The organism is Flavobacterium aciduliphilum, from assembly GCF_003268855.1.
Classification (GTDB): Bacteria; Bacteroidota; Bacteroidia; order Flavobacteriales; family Flavobacteriaceae; genus Flavobacterium; species Flavobacterium aciduliphilum.
In genome coordinates, this window is sequence record NZ_QLSZ01000002.1 from 55,694 (window position 1) to 74,844 (window position 19,151).

Annotated in this window: 16 protein-coding genes; 10 read left to right on the top strand and 6 right to left on the bottom strand. The window is 33.4% G+C overall.

All coding sequences use genetic code 11. From position 1 onward, the window contains the following. Positions 1 to 14: 14 nt before the first annotated feature. Both CLV55_RS02980 and CLV55_RS02985 read left to right on the top strand, forming a co-directional pair. Complete coding sequence (locus CLV55_RS02980; RefSeq protein WP_112112264.1) at positions 15 to 1,538, top strand: peptide MFS transporter; 1,524 nt, start codon at positions 15 to 17, stop codon at positions 1,536 to 1,538. Between the two features lie 45 nt (positions 1,539 to 1,583). After that, positions 1,584 to 2,129 (top strand): thioredoxin family protein, encoded by a 546-nt coding sequence (locus tag CLV55_RS02985; RefSeq protein ID WP_112112265.1) that lies wholly within the window; start codon positions 1,584 to 1,586, stop codon positions 2,127 to 2,129. A gap of 2 nt (positions 2,130 to 2,131) precedes the next feature. Here CLV55_RS02985 and CLV55_RS02990 read toward each other — a convergent pair whose 3' ends face one another. The 5 genes from CLV55_RS02990 to surE form a co-directional block, all read right to left on the bottom strand. Then, the gene (locus CLV55_RS02990) at positions 2,132 to 4,165 is read right to left on the bottom strand and encodes a ComEC/Rec2 family competence protein (protein WP_112112266.1); all 2,034 of its coding nucleotides are present in this window, start codon (positions 4,163 to 4,165) and stop codon (positions 2,132 to 2,134) included. Positions 4,166 to 4,241: 76 nt separating this feature from the next. After that, positions 4,242 to 4,748: a C40 family peptidase gene (locus CLV55_RS02995; protein ID WP_112112267.1), complete on the bottom strand. Its 507-nt coding sequence runs from the start codon at positions 4,746 to 4,748 to the stop codon at positions 4,242 to 4,244. Then, entirely contained in the window at positions 4,736 to 5,851 is a 1,116-nt protein-coding gene (gene lpxB / locus CLV55_RS03000; RefSeq protein ID WP_112112268.1) for a lipid-A-disaccharide synthase, read from the bottom strand. The genes CLV55_RS02995 and lpxB overlap by 13 nt, the downstream gene beginning before the upstream one ends. A gap of 1 nt (position 5,852) precedes the next feature. Then, positions 5,853 to 6,125, bottom strand: a complete 273-nt coding sequence (locus CLV55_RS03005; RefSeq protein ID WP_112112269.1) for a hypothetical protein — start codon at positions 6,123 to 6,125, stop codon at positions 5,853 to 5,855. Between the two features lie 20 nt (positions 6,126 to 6,145). Beyond that, on the bottom strand, positions 6,146 to 6,916 hold the full coding sequence (surE, locus tag CLV55_RS03010; RefSeq protein WP_112112270.1) for a 5'/3'-nucleotidase SurE: 771 nt from the start codon (positions 6,914 to 6,916) through the stop codon (positions 6,146 to 6,148). Positions 6,917 to 7,070: 154 nt separating this feature from the next. Here surE and CLV55_RS03015 point away from each other — a divergent pair, with 154 nt between their 5' ends. From CLV55_RS03015 to CLV55_RS03050, 8 genes are all read left to right on the top strand, one after another. After that, positions 7,071 to 9,332 carry a carboxy terminal-processing peptidase gene (locus CLV55_RS03015; RefSeq protein ID WP_112112271.1) on the top strand — a complete coding sequence of 754 codons (2,262 nt, stop codon included), beginning with the start codon at positions 7,071 to 7,073 and terminating at the stop codon, positions 9,330 to 9,332. 125 nt (positions 9,333 to 9,457) lie between these two features. Next, complete coding sequence (purH, locus tag CLV55_RS03020; RefSeq protein ID WP_112112272.1) at positions 9,458 to 10,984, top strand: bifunctional phosphoribosylaminoimidazolecarboxamide formyltransferase/IMP cyclohydrolase; 1,527 nt, start codon at positions 9,458 to 9,460, stop codon at positions 10,982 to 10,984. Positions 10,985 to 11,128: 144 nt separating this feature from the next. Further along, a complete protein-coding gene (locus tag CLV55_RS03025; RefSeq protein WP_112112273.1) occupies positions 11,129 to 12,157 on the top strand; it encodes a rod shape-determining protein in 1,029 nt (342 codons plus the stop codon). Positions 12,158 to 12,243: 86 nt separating this feature from the next. Further along, a complete protein-coding gene (gene mreC / locus CLV55_RS03030; protein ID WP_112112274.1) occupies positions 12,244 to 13,071 on the top strand; it encodes a rod shape-determining protein MreC in 828 nt (275 codons plus the stop codon). Continuing rightward, a complete protein-coding gene (locus CLV55_RS03035; protein ID WP_112112275.1) occupies positions 13,064 to 13,570 on the top strand; it encodes a rod shape-determining protein MreD in 507 nt (168 codons plus the stop codon). Before mreC ends, CLV55_RS03035 begins: the two co-directional genes overlap by 8 nt. Further along, entirely contained in the window at positions 13,567 to 15,543 is a 1,977-nt protein-coding gene (gene mrdA / locus CLV55_RS03040) for a penicillin-binding protein 2 (protein ID WP_112112276.1), read from the top strand. Before CLV55_RS03035 ends, mrdA begins: the two co-directional genes overlap by 4 nt. Before the next feature lie 10 nt (positions 15,544 to 15,553). After that, positions 15,554 to 16,819, top strand: a complete 1,266-nt coding sequence (gene rodA / locus CLV55_RS03045; protein ID WP_112112277.1) for a rod shape-determining protein RodA — start codon at positions 15,554 to 15,556, stop codon at positions 16,817 to 16,819. Between the two features lie 92 nt (positions 16,820 to 16,911). Continuing rightward, on the top strand, positions 16,912 to 18,159 hold the full coding sequence (locus CLV55_RS03050) for an ABC transporter permease (RefSeq protein ID WP_112112278.1): 1,248 nt from the start codon (positions 16,912 to 16,914) through the stop codon (positions 18,157 to 18,159). A 110-nt stretch (positions 18,160 to 18,269) separates the two neighbouring features. Here CLV55_RS03050 and accD read toward each other — a convergent pair whose 3' ends face one another. Then, positions 18,270 to 19,124, bottom strand: a complete 855-nt coding sequence (accD, locus tag CLV55_RS03055; RefSeq protein ID WP_112112279.1) for an acetyl-CoA carboxylase, carboxyltransferase subunit beta — start codon at positions 19,122 to 19,124, stop codon at positions 18,270 to 18,272. Positions 19,125 to 19,151 lie beyond the last annotated feature (27 nt).

The window sequence follows — 19,151 nt, forward strand, 5'->3', positions numbered from 1 at the left end:
TTAATTCAAAACTTATGGCAGAAAAATTAACCTTAGAGCAAATTCAAAACTTTAAAGGAAAATATCCAAAGCAAATTTGGAGTCTTTTCTTTTCGGAAATGTGGGAACGTTTTTGCTTTTATGGCATGCGCGGCATGTTGGTGTTTTTTATGATATCTCAATTAAATTTTCAAAAAACAGAGGCTAACTTGCAATATGGTGCTACCCAAGCATTTGTATATGCTTTTACGTTTATCGGTGGTCTTTTCGCGGATAAAATTTTAGGTTTTAGAAAGTCGTTGTTTTGGGGCGGAATATTGATGATTGTAGGGAGTATGATTTTGGCTACCGACCCACACCAATATTTCTTTTTGGGAATATCATTTACCATCATTGGAACAGGTTTTTTTAAACCTAATATATCCACAATGGTAGGGAAATTATATAAAGCAGGAGACTCTAGAACCGATGCTGGATTTTCTTTATTTTATGCCGGAATCAATCTTGGTGCGTTGCTAGGAGGATATTTGTGTATTGCAATAGGAAAAGGCGAAATGTTAGCCACAACGATTCCCGCTGATAAACGATGGAATGTCGCTTTTGGTTTGGCTGCTGTTGTTATGGTTATTAGTTTGATTAATTTTGTTTTTACACAACGTTCTCTTGGGAGTATTGGAGTACAGCCAGGGCATCCAGATTCAGAAGCTCCTCATCAAAAAGTGTCTAAATTTCTCGAATATGGGGTATATGTTGGGACATTACTTTTAATTCCCGTAATAAAAATAATGGTTTCAAAGACTCAATTCACCGATTATTTCATGTGGACCATTGGCCCTCTTACACTATGTTACCTTTTTTATGAGATGACAAAAGTAACATCAGCCGAACGAAAAAAACTTTGGGCGGCTTTAGTGTTCATTCTTTTTTCAATAGTTTTTTGGGGAATCTATGAACAAAGTGGCGGTTCGCTGAGTATTTTTGCAGCTGAAAATTTAGATAAAAACTTACTAGGCATGAAACTTGATCCTAATGGGGTTAATAATTCTGCGGGAGCTTTCTTTATTATATTTTTAGCCCCTATATTAGGGCTGTTGTGGATTTGGTTGAGTGAAAGAAAGATAGAACCCAACACGATTATTAAGTTTGGTTTAGGATTTATTTTGTTGGGGTTTGGATATTATGTTTTATTCGCTACCAAGTTTTTTGCAACATTAGCAGGGATAACCTCACTAAATGTGTTTACATTGGCATTACTTGTGATTACCTTTGGAGAGCTTTGTTTGTCGCCAATTGGGTTGTCTATCATGACAAAACTTTCTACTAAAAATTTGCAGGGAATGATGATGGGTATGTGGTTTTTGGCAAGTGCTTATGGTCAGTATGTTGCAGGATTAATTGGCGCTTTTTTGTCGGAGGCAAAAGCAGGAGCAAGCAAGTATGAAGTTTTGAATACGTACACCGAAGGTTATAAAGAATTGGGTTGGTTTGCTTTAATTGCTGGAATCTTATTAATCACCATTTCGCCATTTGTAAAAAAACTTATGCAAGAAGTAAAATAAAATTCATAAATTTCGACACTATTTTAAAGCAAAACATTTATAGAGATGAAAAAAATATTTATTGTGATGTTGTTTGTAGCAGTAAGTGCTTCTTCCTATGCACAAGAGGGGCTTACATGGTATAATGATATGACCAAGGCCGTAGCAATTTCTCAAAAAGAACAAAAACCAATGTTTCTTTTCTTTACTGGAAGTGATTGGTGTGGTTGGTGTATGAGATTGCAAAATGAAGTGTTCAAAACCCCTGAATTTATTTCTTGGGCAAAAGAACATGTCGTGTTGGTCGAATTGGATTATCCAAGAAGAACGGAACAACCAGAACAGATAAAAATGCAAAATGCTCAAATGCAACAGATGTTTCAAGTACAAGGATATCCAACAGTATGGTTTGTAAAACCAACGGTTAAAGAAGACGGAAAAATCAATTTGGAGCAATTAGGAAGTACAGGATATGTAGCAGGCGGTCCATCAAAATGGCTTGAAGGAGCCAATCAAATCATTGCTAAATACATTCCTCTAGAAGAGCCGCCAATAGTTAAAGAAACTCCCATCAAAAAAACAAGTGCCAAGAAAAGTGCCAAGAAAAAATAAACCTAAATTTTAAAATATCCCATTTCTGAAATATCGTGAAATGGGATATTTTCTTTACTACAAGTTGCTTTCCATTGGGTAACATAGCTTTTAAAATTTGTAGTCCCAAAAACAACCATTTTAGGTTTCCAAAAACGGAAGAGTCGCTCGATATTTACTTTTGGAGCATCGATTAGAATCAAAATGTCGGGATGAATATTTTTTAAATAGACACCCGATTTATCGATGATCATAATCTTATAAGTTTGAAAAGAGTAGAAATTTTTTAAGGTCGAGGTTTTGCTTATTCTACAGCCATTTTCTGTAATATAATTTTGAAGAGCCGCTTCTTCTTTCCAATTTTTTGGAGTGACATCATTACTGTGAAGTACTACATTTGTGCCATGTCTCTCAGAGATAATATTTTTTTTCTTTCCACTAAAAACGATGAACTCGTTCGTTTTTTGAGAAGTTACCTTCGAATCAATCCATATAATTTGAAACACAATTAAGCTGATTAAAAAAGCTATTGCCTTCTGATAGTTGGGTTTCTTTAGCCAAATAATCAAACTGAAAATCAGAAGATAGGTTCCCAACATCATCCCAATACTGCAAAAAATATTCTTGAACACAAATGAATCTAATGAGGCTACCCATGAAATGATTTTGTTTAGGATATAGATGCTTTCTTCTAATGTGTTGTACAAAAAAGAATAATGTGAATCACATAATGCGATGAGCATGACAATCACGCCAAGTCCTAATATGAAAGACATGCCTGGGAGCACGATAAGATTCGTTACAAAAAACAAACTCGGAAATTGATGAAAATAGTAAATGCTTATAGGGAATGTTCCAATCTGTGCGGCAAAAGATACGGAAACAATATCCCAAAAATACTTACTAATCTTGTTTTTGGGTGTCCAAAGGGATGAAATGAGAGGGTGCAGCCAAACAATAAAGAAGAGCGCAATATAGCTGAGTTGAAATCCGACATCAAACAAGAAAGCAGGTTGAAATAAAAGGATGATAAAAATAGATATAGCTAGGGTGTTATATATGTTGATGCTTCTTTTTAAGAAATTTCCAAGGGCAACAAATGAAAACATGGCTACTGAACGCAATACTGATGGAGCCAATCCTGCCAAAACACCGAAACCCCATAGGCATAGAATGGTAATGATGCATTTTACCAAAGCAGCATTTTTGGTATTGGGAAATAGTTTTAAAAGAAAGGTGATGAAGAGTAAAATAAATCCTACATGGAGACCAGAAACGGATAAAATATGTACGGCACCAGCATATTGGTAGTCTTTGATAAGGTCTGGAGAAATGTCTTGTTGTTGTCCTAAAATTAAAGCAACTAAAACATGTAACTCGGGCGCGTTAAATTTGTATTTCTTTAGGTTTTGTATAATTCTTGTTCGGATACCATCGGCGAAATAAAAGATATCGCGATCGATTTTTTTGGTCAAAATGCAATTTTTACTTTGGCAATAAAATTGAGAATAGATTTGTTTGTTTTTTAGATAATTTCCATAGTCAAATTGGCTTGGGTTATTTGGTTTTTTAGTAAGAAATAAATAACCCTTGGCCAAGAGATGGGAACCTGTTTTGATGGGAAATTTAAAAGAATCTTTATCAATATTAAGAACGGTTTTTCCAATACAATTTCTTGTGTCAATTCGAATGATACTGGCATCATAGCGAATGGTATTATTAGAGTTTTTTAATTTTTCATTAATAACCAATTCGCAGGTATGCGCTTGCTTTTTGGAGCTTAGTAAATGGATATAATGATTCGGATAGCGTGTTTGCTGGTGAATCAACAAGGTAAAACATCCAATAAGAAAAGAAACAACAAAAACATTGATTCCAAAATAAGGTTTTTGAAAAAGAGTATTTTGAGTACGGAAGTATAAATAGGATAACGAGCCCAATGAAAGAAGTAAAGCAAGCAACACTGGCGCTAGAGAAAAAGAGGCACTATGAGCGAAGAGAAGCCCTAGCACAAAGCAGCCTGTTATTTTAATTAATGGAAACTCAAATGTTTTCATAGGAATAAAAGTATGAAAAAGGATTAGGTTTCCAAATTTTATTTATCAAATAAAATAATCTTTTTTGTAGAACAGATTAGTCAATAATGCGATTGACTTGTACTAAGGTTTTAGCGTAATAAGCTTCTTTGGTAGAGGAGATGATTACACCCAATTGATTCGAGGTATGTATGAATTTGATATCATCATCAACATCCGTGACAAGTCCCACATGATTTATTTCAAGTTTGTTGTTTGTTTTAAAGAACAATAAATCACCTTTACGAACATCATTAAAAGAAATGATGCGCCCTGATTTTGACATATCAATCGATTTTCTGGGAAGCGAAATGTTTATTTTTTTGAACGCAATAAAAACTAACCCAGAGCAATCAAGTCCTCTGTAATCAGTACCTCCCGCTTTGTAAGTAATGCCTAAGTAGGTTTTCGCTTCGTCAATAAGTTGGATTACAGTTTTATAAGACGCTTTTGTAAAGCTATTGTCTGTGTATGAATGTAATCTGGAAGTGGATTTACATGACATTACCCCTACACTCAAAAATAAAACGAAGCATTTTAAATAATTTCTTTTTAGGATTGACATGTTTGTACAATTAATTGTGCTGTTGTTTTGCTGGCTCCCAGACCTCCCAGTTTTTTTTCTAATTCGGAATATTTTTTTAATAGCGTGTTACGATGTGGTTCGTTTAAAATTTTTTCCAATTCGTCTTTAATTCTCATTGTGTTACAGTCGTTTTGGATTAATTCAGTCACGACCGGTTCGTCCATAATCAAATTCACGAGGGAAATGTACTTTAAAGTAATGATCCGTTTTGCAATTTGATAGGAAATCCAACTTCCTTTGTAACATACTACTTCGGGGACTTTAAATAAAGCGGTTTCCAATGTAGCAGTTCCTGAAGTTACTAAAGCAGCGTGCGCATGAGCTAATAAATCGTACGTCTTATTGCTAATGAATTTAATGTTACGTTCTTTGATAAAAGGTTTATACAATTCAAACTCTTGACTTGGAGCGCCAGCAATTACAAATTGATAGTTTGGAAAATCATGGACAACACTTAACATCAAAGACAACATAACCGAGATTTCTTGTTTTCGACTTCCAGGAAGTATTGCGATAATAGGCTTGTCGTCAAGTTGGTGCGCTGTTCTAAAACTATTGTTATCAATTTCAGTACGATTGTGAATGGCATCAATAAGCGGATGACCAACAAAATTTACAGGAAAATGATGTTTTTTCTCATAAAAATCTTTCTCAAAAGGAAGGATGACATAGAGTTTGTCGAAATCTCTTTTTATTGCTTTTATTCGACTTTCTTTCCAAGCCCAAATTTGAGGCGAAATATAATAATGTGTTCGATATCCTTTTTTCTTAGCCCATTTTGCAATACGCATGTTAAACCCCGGATAGTCAATGAAAATTAGGACATCGGGATTAAATTTTTCAATATCTGCTTTACAAAAGGTGATATTATTCAAGATGGTTTTTAAATTTAGGACTACTTCGGCAAATCCCATAAAGGCCAATTCTCGATAATGTTTTATCAATGTTCCTCCTACTTTTTGCATCAAATCACCCCCCCAAAATCGAATTTCAGCATTTGTATCCTCTTGATATAAGGCTTTCATTAAATTGGAACCATGTAAATCTCCTGAAGCTTCTCCAGCAATGATGTAGTATTTCATTTTAAATAAACAGTGTAAGAATTGCTAAAAGTAGTGTGGCTAATACAATGCCTCTCGCCATCAGTTCTTTATTGATTTTTAGAAGTAAAAAGAAAACAAAAATATTTAAAATAGCTCCCAATGTAATTACTTTTCCTAACACCCCCTCTGATTTTACAAGCTGTAAATCTGTAAACGTTTTTAATTCGGTAAAACATTTTAAAAAAATGAAAACACCTAAAAAAGTCGTAAAAAGACCAATAAAAAAACCAATAAATAAATCTGTTTTCTTCATAAGATTATCTTGTTTTTAATTTAAAATTCCCAAGAGTTTAGCGTTTGTATCGCATGATGTGCGGTTAAATCATATTGAACAGGTACAATAGAAATGTAATCATTAGCAAGGGCCCACTCGTCAGTGTCTTCTCCTTTGTCGAGATTAATAAATTCGCCGGTCAGCCAATAATAATCTTTTCCAAAGGGAGTTGTTCTTTTGTCAAATTTTTCTTGCCAGATCGCTTTGGCTTGTCTGCAAATTTTGATGCCTTTAATAGATTCTTTTTTAAGTTTTGGAAAGTTTACATTAAGAATAGTTCCTTCAGGTAATTTGTTCTGCAAAACTCGAGAAGCTATTGAAAGCACAAAAGGTTTGATTTGTTCAAAATCGGCGTTCCAATTATAATCTAAAAGAGAAAATCCAATTGCAGGAATCCCTTCAATACCCGCTTCTAAAGCAGCACTCATGGTTCCTGAATAAATTACATTGATGGAGGAATTCGAACCATGATTAATTCCGGAAACGCATAAATCAGGTTTTTGTTTGAGTACCTCACTGATGGCCATTTTGACACAATCAACAGGGGTTCCAGAACAACTGTATTCGGTAACAAGGGCTTGTTCGTCAGAAATTTTATTCAAATGCAGGGTGTTGTTAATTGTTATGGCATGTCCCATAGCACTTTGAGGGCTGTCGGGCGCCACCACTACAACGGTTCCTAATTCAACCATACATGAAATAAGAGCTCGAATACCTGGAGCCGAAATTCCATCATCGTTGGTTACCAATATCAAAGGTTTTTTTTGCATGACACTTCCATTAAGGCTGTAACAAAAGTACATATTTTGTGTCTTATTCCGATATTAAATTAATAACTTTGAATCGGTGTTGATTTTTAACAAAAAATTATGTGATTCTAACACATATTGGCATAATTTTTTAATGTATTTTTAGAAAAAAATAATGAATGAAATTTTTAGATTTATGAAAAGAAATTATAAGATTATTTTGCTAGTTGTAGCACTTTCGGTTGGTTTGTGGAGTTTTATTCCAAAAATAAAAGGAAAAGATACAGAAAAAGATAAGTTGTTGTTGGAGCTTTTATCGTATGTTATTGAAAAAGGGCATTACAGTCCAGCAGCAATAGACGATGCTTTTTCTAAAGGCGTTTATAAAGAATATTTAACAACTATTGATCCGTCTAAACGCTATTTCTTGCAATCTGATATTGATGAGTTTTCTAAATATGAGACACAAATTGATGATCAAATTAAAAATAAAGAGTTAACTTTTTTTGATTTGACCTATACCCGTTTGATGCAAAGAATGGCAGAAAGCAGAACGTATTACAGAGATGTTTTAAAAAATCCTATCGATTATTCTATCGATGAAAAAATAGATACTGATTATGAAAAAGCACTCTACTGTAAAAACGTGGAGGAGTTGAAAGATCGTTGGAGAAAACAGGTAAAACTATCTACGTTATCTTCGTTAGTTGAAAAACAAAAAATTCAAGAGGAAATTACTAATAATAAGAACAAAACGCCTGAGCAAAAATTAAATGATTTTAGAGTAAAACAAGGAAATAAGCTCACAAAAGAGGCGGAAGAAAAATTTCTAAAAAGTATTGCCAAACAAGATACTATGAAGATAAAATCGTTTGAGCAATTAGAAAGTGAGACACGTAAAAACGCATTAAAATCACTAGAAGAAAATTATGATTTTGTGAATAAGGAATTGGATCGAGAAGATTGGTTTGCGATTTTTATAAATGCCATTGCGACGCGATTTGATCCGCATACTTCATATTTTGCTCCAGATGAAAAAGAGCGATTTGATGTGAGTATGAGTGGTAAATTAGAGGGAATAGGTGCGCGTTTACAAAAGAAAAATGATTACACCGAGATTTCTGAGTTGATTTCAGGAGGTCCAGCATGGAGAGGGAAGGAATTGGAAGCAGGCGATATTGTCTTAAAAGTAGCTCAAGGAGACAGTGAACCAGTGGATGTAGTAGGCATGAGATTGGACGATGTGGTTAAAAAGATTAAGGGGCCTAAAGGAACTGAAGTAAAGTTGACGGTGAAAAAGACAGATGGTTCTATAAAAGTGATTTCCATTATTAGAGATGAGGTTGAAATTGAAGAAACTTACGCTAAATCAAGTATTGTAGAGCGAAACGGTGTAAAATATGGAATTATTTATTTGCCAAAATTTTACATAGATTTTGAAAATAAAGATAGCCGAGATGCAGGGAAAGATATTGCCATCGAAATAGAGCGTCTGAAAAAAGAAGGTGTTCAAGGAATTGTAATGGATGTTAGAGATAATGGAGGTGGTTCCCTTAAAACAGTAGTTGATATAGGAGGACTTTTTATAGAGGAAGGTCCTATTGTTCAAGTAAAATCATCAACAGGTAAAAAAGAAGTGCTTTATGATAGAGACTCAAAAGTAGCTTGGGATGGTCCGCTTGTTATCATGACTAATGAATTTTCAGCTTCGGCTTCTGAGATATTGGCTGCTGCAATGCAGGATTATAAAAGAGCTGTGATTTTGGGTGGAAAACAAACCTATGGTAAAGGTACAGTTCAAAATGTTATTGATTTAAATCAGTTTGTTAGAGGAAATACATTGGGCGATTTAGGAGCGCTTAAAACAACAACACAAAAATTTTACAGAATTAATGGAGGATCCACGCAGCGAGAAGGCGTGAAAAGTGATGTTGTTGTGCCTGATGTTTTAGCTTATTTAAAAATGGGGGAAAAAGATGTGGATAATGCTATGCCTTGGGATAAAATAGATCCAGCTGATTATAAAGTTTGGCAGAATAATAAAAACTATGATTTAGCCATTGCAAATAGTAAAAATAGAGTTGTTCATAACGAGCAATTAAAGTTGATTGATGAAAATGCCAAATGGCGTAAACTTAAAAATGATGAGACAACTTATAGCTTGCAAATAGATAAGTTTAAAGAAGAGCAGAAAAATTTAGAAGAAGCGAATAAAAAATATAAAGCCATGTCGGATTATGATAATGGAATGGTTTTTAAATCTTTGGGCTATGAAGAAAATCTTATGAAACAAGATGTTACTCTGAAGGAAAAAAGAGATCGATGGCATGAAGCTTTAGAAAAAGATGTTTACATAGAAGAAGCGGTTCATGTTTTAGATGACTTAAATGGTAAGGGATTAAGAGAGACTTCTATAAAATCAAAAAGAAAGTCATAATATATTTTTTAAGAAAATATAAACCTATTTCAAGTTTTATAAGCTTTGAGATAGGTTTTTTGTTTTTTTTAATACTTATCAGATAAATAAATTATTTTTGTGCCATAACAACACAACACATTATGATGAACACAACAAAAAGAATTAAAACAGCTCTAATTTCTGTTTTTGATAAAACAGGATTAGATATAATTGTTAAGGAATTAGATAAAAATCAAGTTACAATTTATTCTACAGGAGGGACAGAAAAATATATAAAAAGTCTTGGTATACCGGTCATCTCAGTAGAAGACCTCACTCAATTTCCGTCTATTTTTGATGGAAGAGTAAAAACATTACATCCTAAAATTTTTGGTGGAATATTGAATAGACAAAATAACTCAAAAGATGAGGATGAAATGAAAGCGCACAACATTCCTCAGATTGACCTTGTTATAGTAGATTTATATCCTTTTGAAAAAACAATAGCATCAGGTGCCAAGGAAGAGGAAATTATTGAAAAAATAGATATTGGAGGAATTTCATTAATAAGAGCAGCTGCAAAAAATTACACGGATACAGTTATTATTCCCTCGATGAAAGAGTATGAATACTTTTTAAACGTACTTGTTGAAAATAATGGATGTACAAATTTAATTGAGAGAAAATATTTTGCAACTAAAGCGTTTCAAGTTTCATCTCATTATGATACCGCAATATTTAATTATTTCAATGAAGAGGACGATTGTTTTAAGGCAAGTTTTTCTGGAGGGTTGTCATTAAGATATGGAGAGAATCCTCACCAAAAAGGGAGTTTTTTTGGAGATTTTAGTGAAATCTTTACTAAGTTGAATGGTAAGGATTTATCATATAATAATTTATTGGATGTTGATGCTGCCGTACAATTGATGTCAGAATTTAAGGATTGTAATCCAACTTTTGCCATTTTAAAACATAATAATACCTGTGGCCTTGCTACAAGAAAGACAATTAAGGAAGCGTATTTAGATGCTTTGAAGTGTGATCCAACTTCAGCGTTTGGTGGGGTATTAATTGCAAATACCACTATTGATACTGAGACTGCAAACGAAATAAATCAATTATTCTGTGAAGTAGTAATAGCGCCAAGTTATTCTGATGAAGCCATTTCAATATTAATTCAAAAGAAGAATAGAATTGTATTAGAATTAAAAGAGTGTAGTTTTTCCAATCGATTGATACGATCTTGTTTAAATGGAGTGCTTGTACAAGATAGAGACTGTCTTACTGATTCAGAAAAAAATATAAATCCAGTTACTACCCTTTTGCCTTCAGACAATCAAATAAACGATTTAGTGTTTGCGTCTAAAATCTGTAAGCACACAAAATCAAATACCATTGTTTTAGCAAAGGACAATACATTGTTAGCCGCAGGTACTGGTCAAACATCAAGAGTTGATGCTTTATTGCAAGCCATAGAAAAGGCAAATACGTTTGGATTTGATTTGAAAAATTCAGTAATGGCAAGTGATGCTTTTTTCCCTTTTGCAGATTGTGTAGAAATCGCAAACAAAGCAGGAATAAAGGCTGTAATTCAGCCCGGAGGTTCCTTAAAAGATCAACTAAGTATTGATTATTGTAATGCCAATAACATGTCAATGGTTTTCACTGGAATTAGGCATTTTAAACATTAGTAACATGTTTTTTTTAAAATAAATAAGATAAGTTTGTGAATTTTACATAGATTTGTTTTTCTAGTCAAAAAATAATAATCCATCATTTATTTTATTACTTTTGTAAACTGAAAAAAATATAACAAAACTAAACCCTTTTATTATATGGGATTTTTTGATTTCATGACCGAGGATATCGCTATTGACCTTGGTACCGCTAATACATTAATTATTCACAACGACAAAGTTGTTGTTGATAGTCCATCAATTGTGGCAAGAGATAGGATTACAGGGAAGATTACTCATGTAGGAAAAGATGCTAACTTGATGCAAGGGAAAACCCATGAAAATATCAAAACAATTCGCCCTTTGAAAGATGGTGTTATTGCTGATTTTGATGCTTCTGAGAAAATGATTAGCATGTTTATTAAAAATATTCCTGCTTTAAAAAAGAAAATGTTTACTCCTGCATTACGAATGGTGGTTTGTATTCCTTCAGGAATTACTGAAGTAGAGATGCGTGCCGTTAAAGAAAGCTGTGAGCGTGTAAATGGAAAAGAGGTGTATTTGATTCATGAACCTATGGCAGCAGCCATCGGTATAGGAATTGATATTATGCAACCCAAAGGGAATATGATTGTTGATATAGGAGGGGGAACTACCGAAATTGCAGTTATTGCATTAGGAGGAATCGTATGTGATAAATCTGTTAAAATTGCTGGTGACGTGTTTACAAATGATATCATTTATTACATGAGAACCCAACACAACTTATTTGTTGGTGAATCAACGGCTGAAAATATCAAAATTAGAGTAGGAGCAGCAACAGATTCTTTGGATGCTCCACCAGAAGATATGTCAGTTCAAGGAAGAGATTTGTTGACAGGAAAACCAAAACAAGTAGAGGTTTCTTATAGAGAAATAGCTAAAGCTTTAGATAAATCCATACAAAGAATCGAAGATGCTGTAATGGAAACGTTATCTCAAACGCCACCTGAACTCGCTGCAGATATTTATAACACAGGGATATATCTCGCTGGAGGGGGTTCTATGTTAAGAGGGTTAGATAAAAGAATCTCTTTAAAAACAGATTTGCCAGTATACATTGCAGAAGATCCATTGAAAGCGGTTGTAAGAGGTACAGGAATGGCATTAAAAAATATACCTAAGTTTAGAAGTATTTTAATCAAATAATATTTCAAAAATAACACCATCCAAATTCCAAAAAAACAGTTTTGATTTTTTTGGAATTTGGAATTTTAAGATTTAAAAGATAAAAGATGCAACAAATCATTAGTTTCATATTTAAGAACAGCTTTAGGATGTTGTTTTTGTTGCTTATGATTATTGCCTTATCTCTTACCGTTCAATCCCATTCGTATCACAAAAGCAAAGTTATTAGTTCCGCTAATTTTTTAACTGGGGGAGTGTATCAAATGACGAGTAATGTTGAAGGATATTTTAATCTTAAAGTTCAAAATGAAGAATTAGCTAAAGAAAATGCCAGATTAAAAAGTTTACTTTTTAACCTTAAAGATACTACAAAAATAGCTGACATAGATTCGATTAAAGGGGTAAAGAAAATAGATTTAATTGTATCACAAGTCATAAAAAACTCTTATACCAATCAAGTTAATTTTTTAACCTTAAATACTGGGTATAAGCAAGGTGTAAAACCTGAAATGGGGGTTATTAATAGTCTTGGAATTGTTGGTGTAGTTGAAAATACGTCTGCAAATTATTGTACGGTGTTAAGTATTCTTAATACGGAGTCTCCTATTAATGCCAAAATTAAAAAATCAAACCATATTGGTTCGTTGATTTGGAACGGGAAAAGTACTGGTTTTGTGCAACTTGTAGATGTACCCCGACTAGCATCAGTGAGAAAAGGAGATACTATTGTTACTGGCGCCCAGTCAACCATCTTTCCAGAAAATATAGGGATTGGTACTATAGATAAAATTTACATCGATAATGAAACCAATTTTTATACAATTGATGTGAAATTATTTAATGATATGACCAGTCTTGGCCATGTTTATATTATTAAAAACAGAGATCGAGAAGAAATTATTAACTTAGAAAAAAAATCAGAAAAAGATGAATAGTGCCATGTTGTTTAATAGCGCTCGATTCATTTTGTTGCTTGCAGCTCAGGTGATTATTTTTAATAATTTTAATCTTTTTGGTTTTGTAAACCCTTATCCATACATTCTCTTTATCATCCTATACCCTGTTAATGGAAATAGATATGCTCTCATCCTTTCAAGTTTTTTTCTGGGACTTATGATGGACTTGTTTTGCAATTCTGGAGGAGTTCATGCTGCTGCATGTTTGATATTGGCTTATTTTAGAACCTACATTTTTAAATTTTCTTTCGGGTTAAGTTATGAATATCAAACAGTAAGATTAAATGATGTTTTAACTCCTGAACGTTTTTCATTTATATTGATAGCTGTTGTTTTACACCATATTACGCTATTTGTTTTAGAAGTTTTTGCTTTCGAATTTATTTGGGATATCATACTCAGAACAATTTTCAGTACGTTATTTACTTTATTGCTCTGTATCTTAATAATCTATTTAATTAAGCCAAGCAAAAGATGAGAAAAGCCTTGCTTCCAGCTATTGTTATAATCATAGCCTCTTTGCTCTTGATTAGGCTATTCTACCTTCAAATTATCGATGATTCTTTTAAATTAAAATCAGAAAATAACGCTATTAAAATCAAATATGATTATCCCGAGCGTGGCTATGTATATGATAGATACGGTAAATTATTGATTGCAAATCAACCTTCTTATGACATCATGGTTGTTCCCAAAGATGTTAAAGAAGATGAAATGAATATCAAAGAATTTTGTTCATTGTTGGATATCTCTGAAACTTTTTTTCATGAAAAAATGAAAAAGGCTAGGAAGTACAGTCCTATGCTCCCTTCTGTTTTCTTACCTCAATTAAATAAATTGGAATATGCCGCTTTCCAAGAGAAAATCAGAAAGTTTAACGGATTTTATATACAAAAACGTTCTCTTCGGGATTATCAGGTTGATTATGGAGCCAATGTTTTTGGTTTTATTACTCAGGTAAATGAAAATATTGTTAAAAAAAATCCGTACTATGTTGGAGGTGATTTGATAGGAAGACAAGGGATTGAGGAGAGTTACGAAACTTTTTTACGCGGTCAAAAAGGAGTAAAATACATTTTAAAGGATAAGTTCAATAGAGAAATAGGATCCTATAAAGAGGGAAAATACGATACGATTTCGAAACAAGGAGAAGATATTACCTTAACCATTGATGGAGAATTGCAAAAGTATGGTGAACAATTGATGGTGAATAAATGGGGTGGAATTGTGGCAATCGAACCTAAAACGGGTGAAATATTAGCCTTAGTCAGTGCGCCAAATTTTAATCCCGCACTATTAGTAGGTCGAAAACGTTCTAAAAACTACACTCTTTTACATAATGATTCTGTGGCTAAACCATTATACGACAGAGGTTTGTTGGCTGAATACCCGCCAGGTTCTCCTTTTAAAATTCTCACGGCTTTAGTGGCGTTACAAGAAGGAGTTATAGATGAAAACACAACTTTTTTTTGCCATCACGGATTTAGTTATGCACGAGGAAGGTTCATGAAATGCCACTGCCATGGAGGAGCCATGCAATTACATAATGGCATCTATGAATCCTGCAACACGTATTTTGGTAATGTGTACATCAGAACCATAAACAAATATAACAATCACTCCTATGGAGTAGATGTTTGGAGTAAACATGTGAAAAGTTTTGGATTAGGGGATTTTATGGGCTATGATTTACCTATTGGGAAAAGAGGTAAAATACCAACTTCAAAAACGTATAAGAAGATTTATCCTGGATGGAATTGGGATGGAAAAACCATAGTTTCTAATGCTATTGGACAAGGAGAAGTACTCATGACGCCAATACAATTGGCTAATTTGATGGCTACAGTAGCCAATAGGGGGTATTATTATACGCCTCATATTGTTAAAAAAATAAAAGGCGAAGTGTTGGATAAAAAATTCCGAACCAGACATGTGACCACCATCGATAGAAAATATTTTGAGCCTGTAATAAGCGGGATGTTTGATGTCTATAATAAAGGGACAGCCTTTGGATTGGGTGTTGAAGGGATTGACATTTGTGGGAAAACAGGTACTGCTGAAAATTATTTAAAAGTCAATGGAAAACGTGTCAAACTTCAAGACCACTCTATTTTCGTAGCCTTTGCACCTAAAGATAATCCTAAAATTGCTATTGCCGTTTTTGTAGAAAATGGATATTGGGGGAAACGTTGGGCAGGTCCTATCACAACATTAATGATTGAAAAATATTTAAGAAGAAAAATTACACGTGTCGATTTTGAAAAGCGTATGTTAGAAGGTAGTTTGAAAGATCAATACGCTAAATTATATCCAAGAAAACATCAAGATAGTTTGGCGTTATTAAATGAAAGAGTCAAAGACAGTATGGAGGGCCTAAATAAGAAACAAGATTCAATTAAAGGGGTAAAACCAAAAAATGAATCCAAGAAAGATACTCTAAAAAAGAAATAAGAGTTTGACCATGAGGCATCAAAGTGTAACGAGCAATATCGATTGGATTAGTGTAGTCATCTATATTACATTAGTAATTATGGGATGGCTCAATATTTATTCTTCGTCCTTATCTTCTATAGCTGGAGAGACTTCTATTTTTGATTTCACACAAATTTATGGGAAGCAATTTTTATTCATATTGTTTTCAATACCTATCATATTTGTGATTCTTTCCGTGGAAGCCAAATTTTATGACAAGTATGCTATAGTGATTTTTGCTTTTTCATTATTATCCTTAGCCGGTCTTTTTGTTGTTGGAAAAACCATAGCAGGACAACGATGTTGGTACGGGATTGGAAGCTTTACATTGCAACCCTCCGAATTTGCCAAAGTAGCTACTGCTCTTGCTTTATCAAAATATTTGAGTGATGTTCAAGTAAATTTAAAAGATTTTAATCGCCAAATACAGGCATTAATGGTGATTTTCTTACCTGTTTTACTCATTCTCCCTCAACCCGATCCAGGAAGTGCTTTAATTTATAGTGTTTTCTTTATTGTTTTGTATCGAGAAGGGTTGCCGGGTTGGTATTTGTTGACGGGATTTATAGCCATAGTTTTATTTGTACTAACATTAGCAACGAACAGTCCGTTTATTGTAATAGGAATTACTACAGTTGTATTGGTAATCAATTACTTCAGAAGTAGAATTGTTGATAGAAATATTATTGCTAGTGTTCTTTTATTACTTATTGTTACCGGATTTTCATTTTCTGTAAATTATGTTTTTAATCATGTTTTTAAACAACATCATCGGGACCGATTTAATATTCTTCTTGGTAAAGAAGTAGATATGAAAGGGATTGGTTACAACACTAATCAATCGGAAATTGCTATTGGTTCTGGAGGATGGTTTGGAAAAGGGTATCTGGAAGGGACACAAACTAAAGGAGGTTTTGTGCCTGAACAACATACCGATTATATCTTTACTACAGTAGGTGAAGAATGGGGTTTTGTAGGTTCTGTTTTTGTAATTGGTTTGTTTGTCGCCTTAATTCTGAGAATCATATATTTAGCCGAAAGACAAAAGACAAAATTCAGTAGGGTATATGGGTATTGTGTGGCTAGTATATTGTTTATCCATTTTTTTGTAAATATTGCTATGGTTATTGGCGTCTTTCCTACAATTGGGGTGCCGCTTCCTTTTTTCTCCTATGGGGGCTCTGGATTATGGGGATTTACCATATTACTTTTTGTTTTTCTTAAAATGGATGCCAATAAAGTAAATGAATGGTAAGCGAGTCGTTTAGTTGTTTTTGAGTTATAAAAACGATTTTAAATTGTAACAAATTTGTTTTTCTTCTTACTTATAAGTAAACCAATCAATTCATGTTAGTATACCTTCGACTTTTGAGTGAAAGTTTTAGTTTTGCAATGAACGCCTTGCGAACAAATAAACTGCGAACGCTACTTTCATTATTAGGCGTTACCATTGGTATATTTTCTATTATTGCCGTTTTAGCCGCTGTTGATTCTTTAGATAGAAAAATAAAAAAAGATCTAAGCAGTTTAGATAAAAATACGATTTATCTTTTTAAAGGAAGTTTTGGTCCGTCTGATGTTCCAAGATGGAAACGTGATCAATTCCCTAATGTGACGTATACAGAATACGAATATTTAAAAAATGCTTTACCCGATGCGCAAGAGCTATGCTTTCAGATTTTTTTAAATGCCGAAACAGTAAAGTATGAAAAAAAATCGGTGAGTAATGTCAATGTGGTGCCTGTTTCTTCAGAATTTATAGCTATTCAGGGACTTGAATTTTCTGAAGGACGCTTTTATAATGAGTCTGAGTCAAATTCAGGAGCCGCTGTTACAGTGATTGGCTACGATTTAGCACACAATTTATTTGAAGATTTAGACCCAATTGGCAAGCAAATACGATTGTATGGCCAAAGATTTACGGTTATCGGTGTGTTAAAAAAGCAAGGAAATGGAATGTTTGGAAACGATGATAGTTCGTCATTTATTCCAGTGAATTTTATTAGAAGAAAATTTGGAGAGAATAACGACTCCATGACTCCAGTAATTGTAATTAAACCACGAAAAGGTATTGATATGGAAGCTTTCAAAGCCGATTTAACGCAGAAGCTCCGTTCTTTTAGAGGATTGAAAACGGGAGAAATTGATAATTTTTTCATCAATGTGTTTTCAGGATTTACAGAAATGCTCGATGGAATTATAAGTAGTATGAATTTGGGTGGTTGGATAATTGCTGGTTTTTCCCTTTTAGTGGGCGGTTTTGGTGTAGCCAATATCATGTTTGTTTCTGTAAAAGAACGCACAAATTTGATTGGAATTCAAAAATCGCTAGGAGCTAAAAACCGATTTATTCTTTTTCAATTTCTATTTGAAGCAGTTATTTTATGTTTAATAGGTGGAATTATTGGCATAATTTTAGTTTGGCTCATTGCTTTGATGCTAACCAAATTGCTTGATTTCGAATTTGTGCTCAGCTTTAGTAATATTCTTTTAGGTTCTGGTTTAGCCATATTAATCGGATTAATTGCAGGAATTTTACCAGCAATTGCAGCAGCCAAATTAGATCCTGTTGAAGCTATTCGAAGTGGGATGTAGTTTTGAAATACGATCGTAAAAATTAAGAATTACGAAGTTTAAAATAAAGGCATAAAAAAACACAAAGTCAATCACTTTGTGTTTTTTTATCTAAAATTATCAATTGAAATTTATCGAATATCTTGATTCAAAATTAAGTCAATATACAAATTGATTTTATATTTTAGCTCTTTACGGTGAGTAATAAAGTCTAAAAAGCCATGTTCCAAAACAAATTCTGCCGTTTGGAATCCTTCAGGCAAATCTTTTCCAGTAGTATCTCGTACCACACGAGGACCTGCAAACCCAATCAAAGCACCAGGTTCTGAGATGTTGATGTCGCCCAACATCGCATAAGAAGCCGTAGTTCCTCCCGTAGTAGGATCGGTGCAAAGAGAAATGTATGGGATTTTAGCCTCGGCCAATTGCGCTAATTTAGCTGATGTTTTTGCTAATTGCATTAAAGAATAGGCAGCCTCCATCATACGTGCGCCTCCAGATTTTGAAATCATCACAAAAGGAATATTATTTTTAATAGAATAATCGATTCCTCTAGCAATTTTTTCACCAACCACAGCTCCCATAGAACCACCAATAAAGGCAAAATCCATGCAGCAAACTACAAGGTCTTTACCTTTTGATTTTCCAACTGCTGTTCGCACGGCGTCTTTCAATTTGGTTTTATCCATTACCTCTTTTAAACGGTCTGAATATTTTTTGGTGTCTACAAATTGAAGCGGATCCTTAGATGTAATATTCGCATCTAATTCTTTAAATTCGTTATTGTCAAATAATATTTGAAAATATTCTTTACTGCCAATGCGAACATGAAAATCATCTTCTGGGCTTACCCATAAATTTTTAGCCAGTTCTTCTTGATCAATAATTTTTCCCGTAGGGGATTTATACCATAGTCCTTTTGGTACATCTTTCTTTTCCTCTGTTGGTGTTTGAATCCCTTTTTCTGTTCTTTTAAACCAAGCCATAGTTTATAATTATGAATTATAAATTAC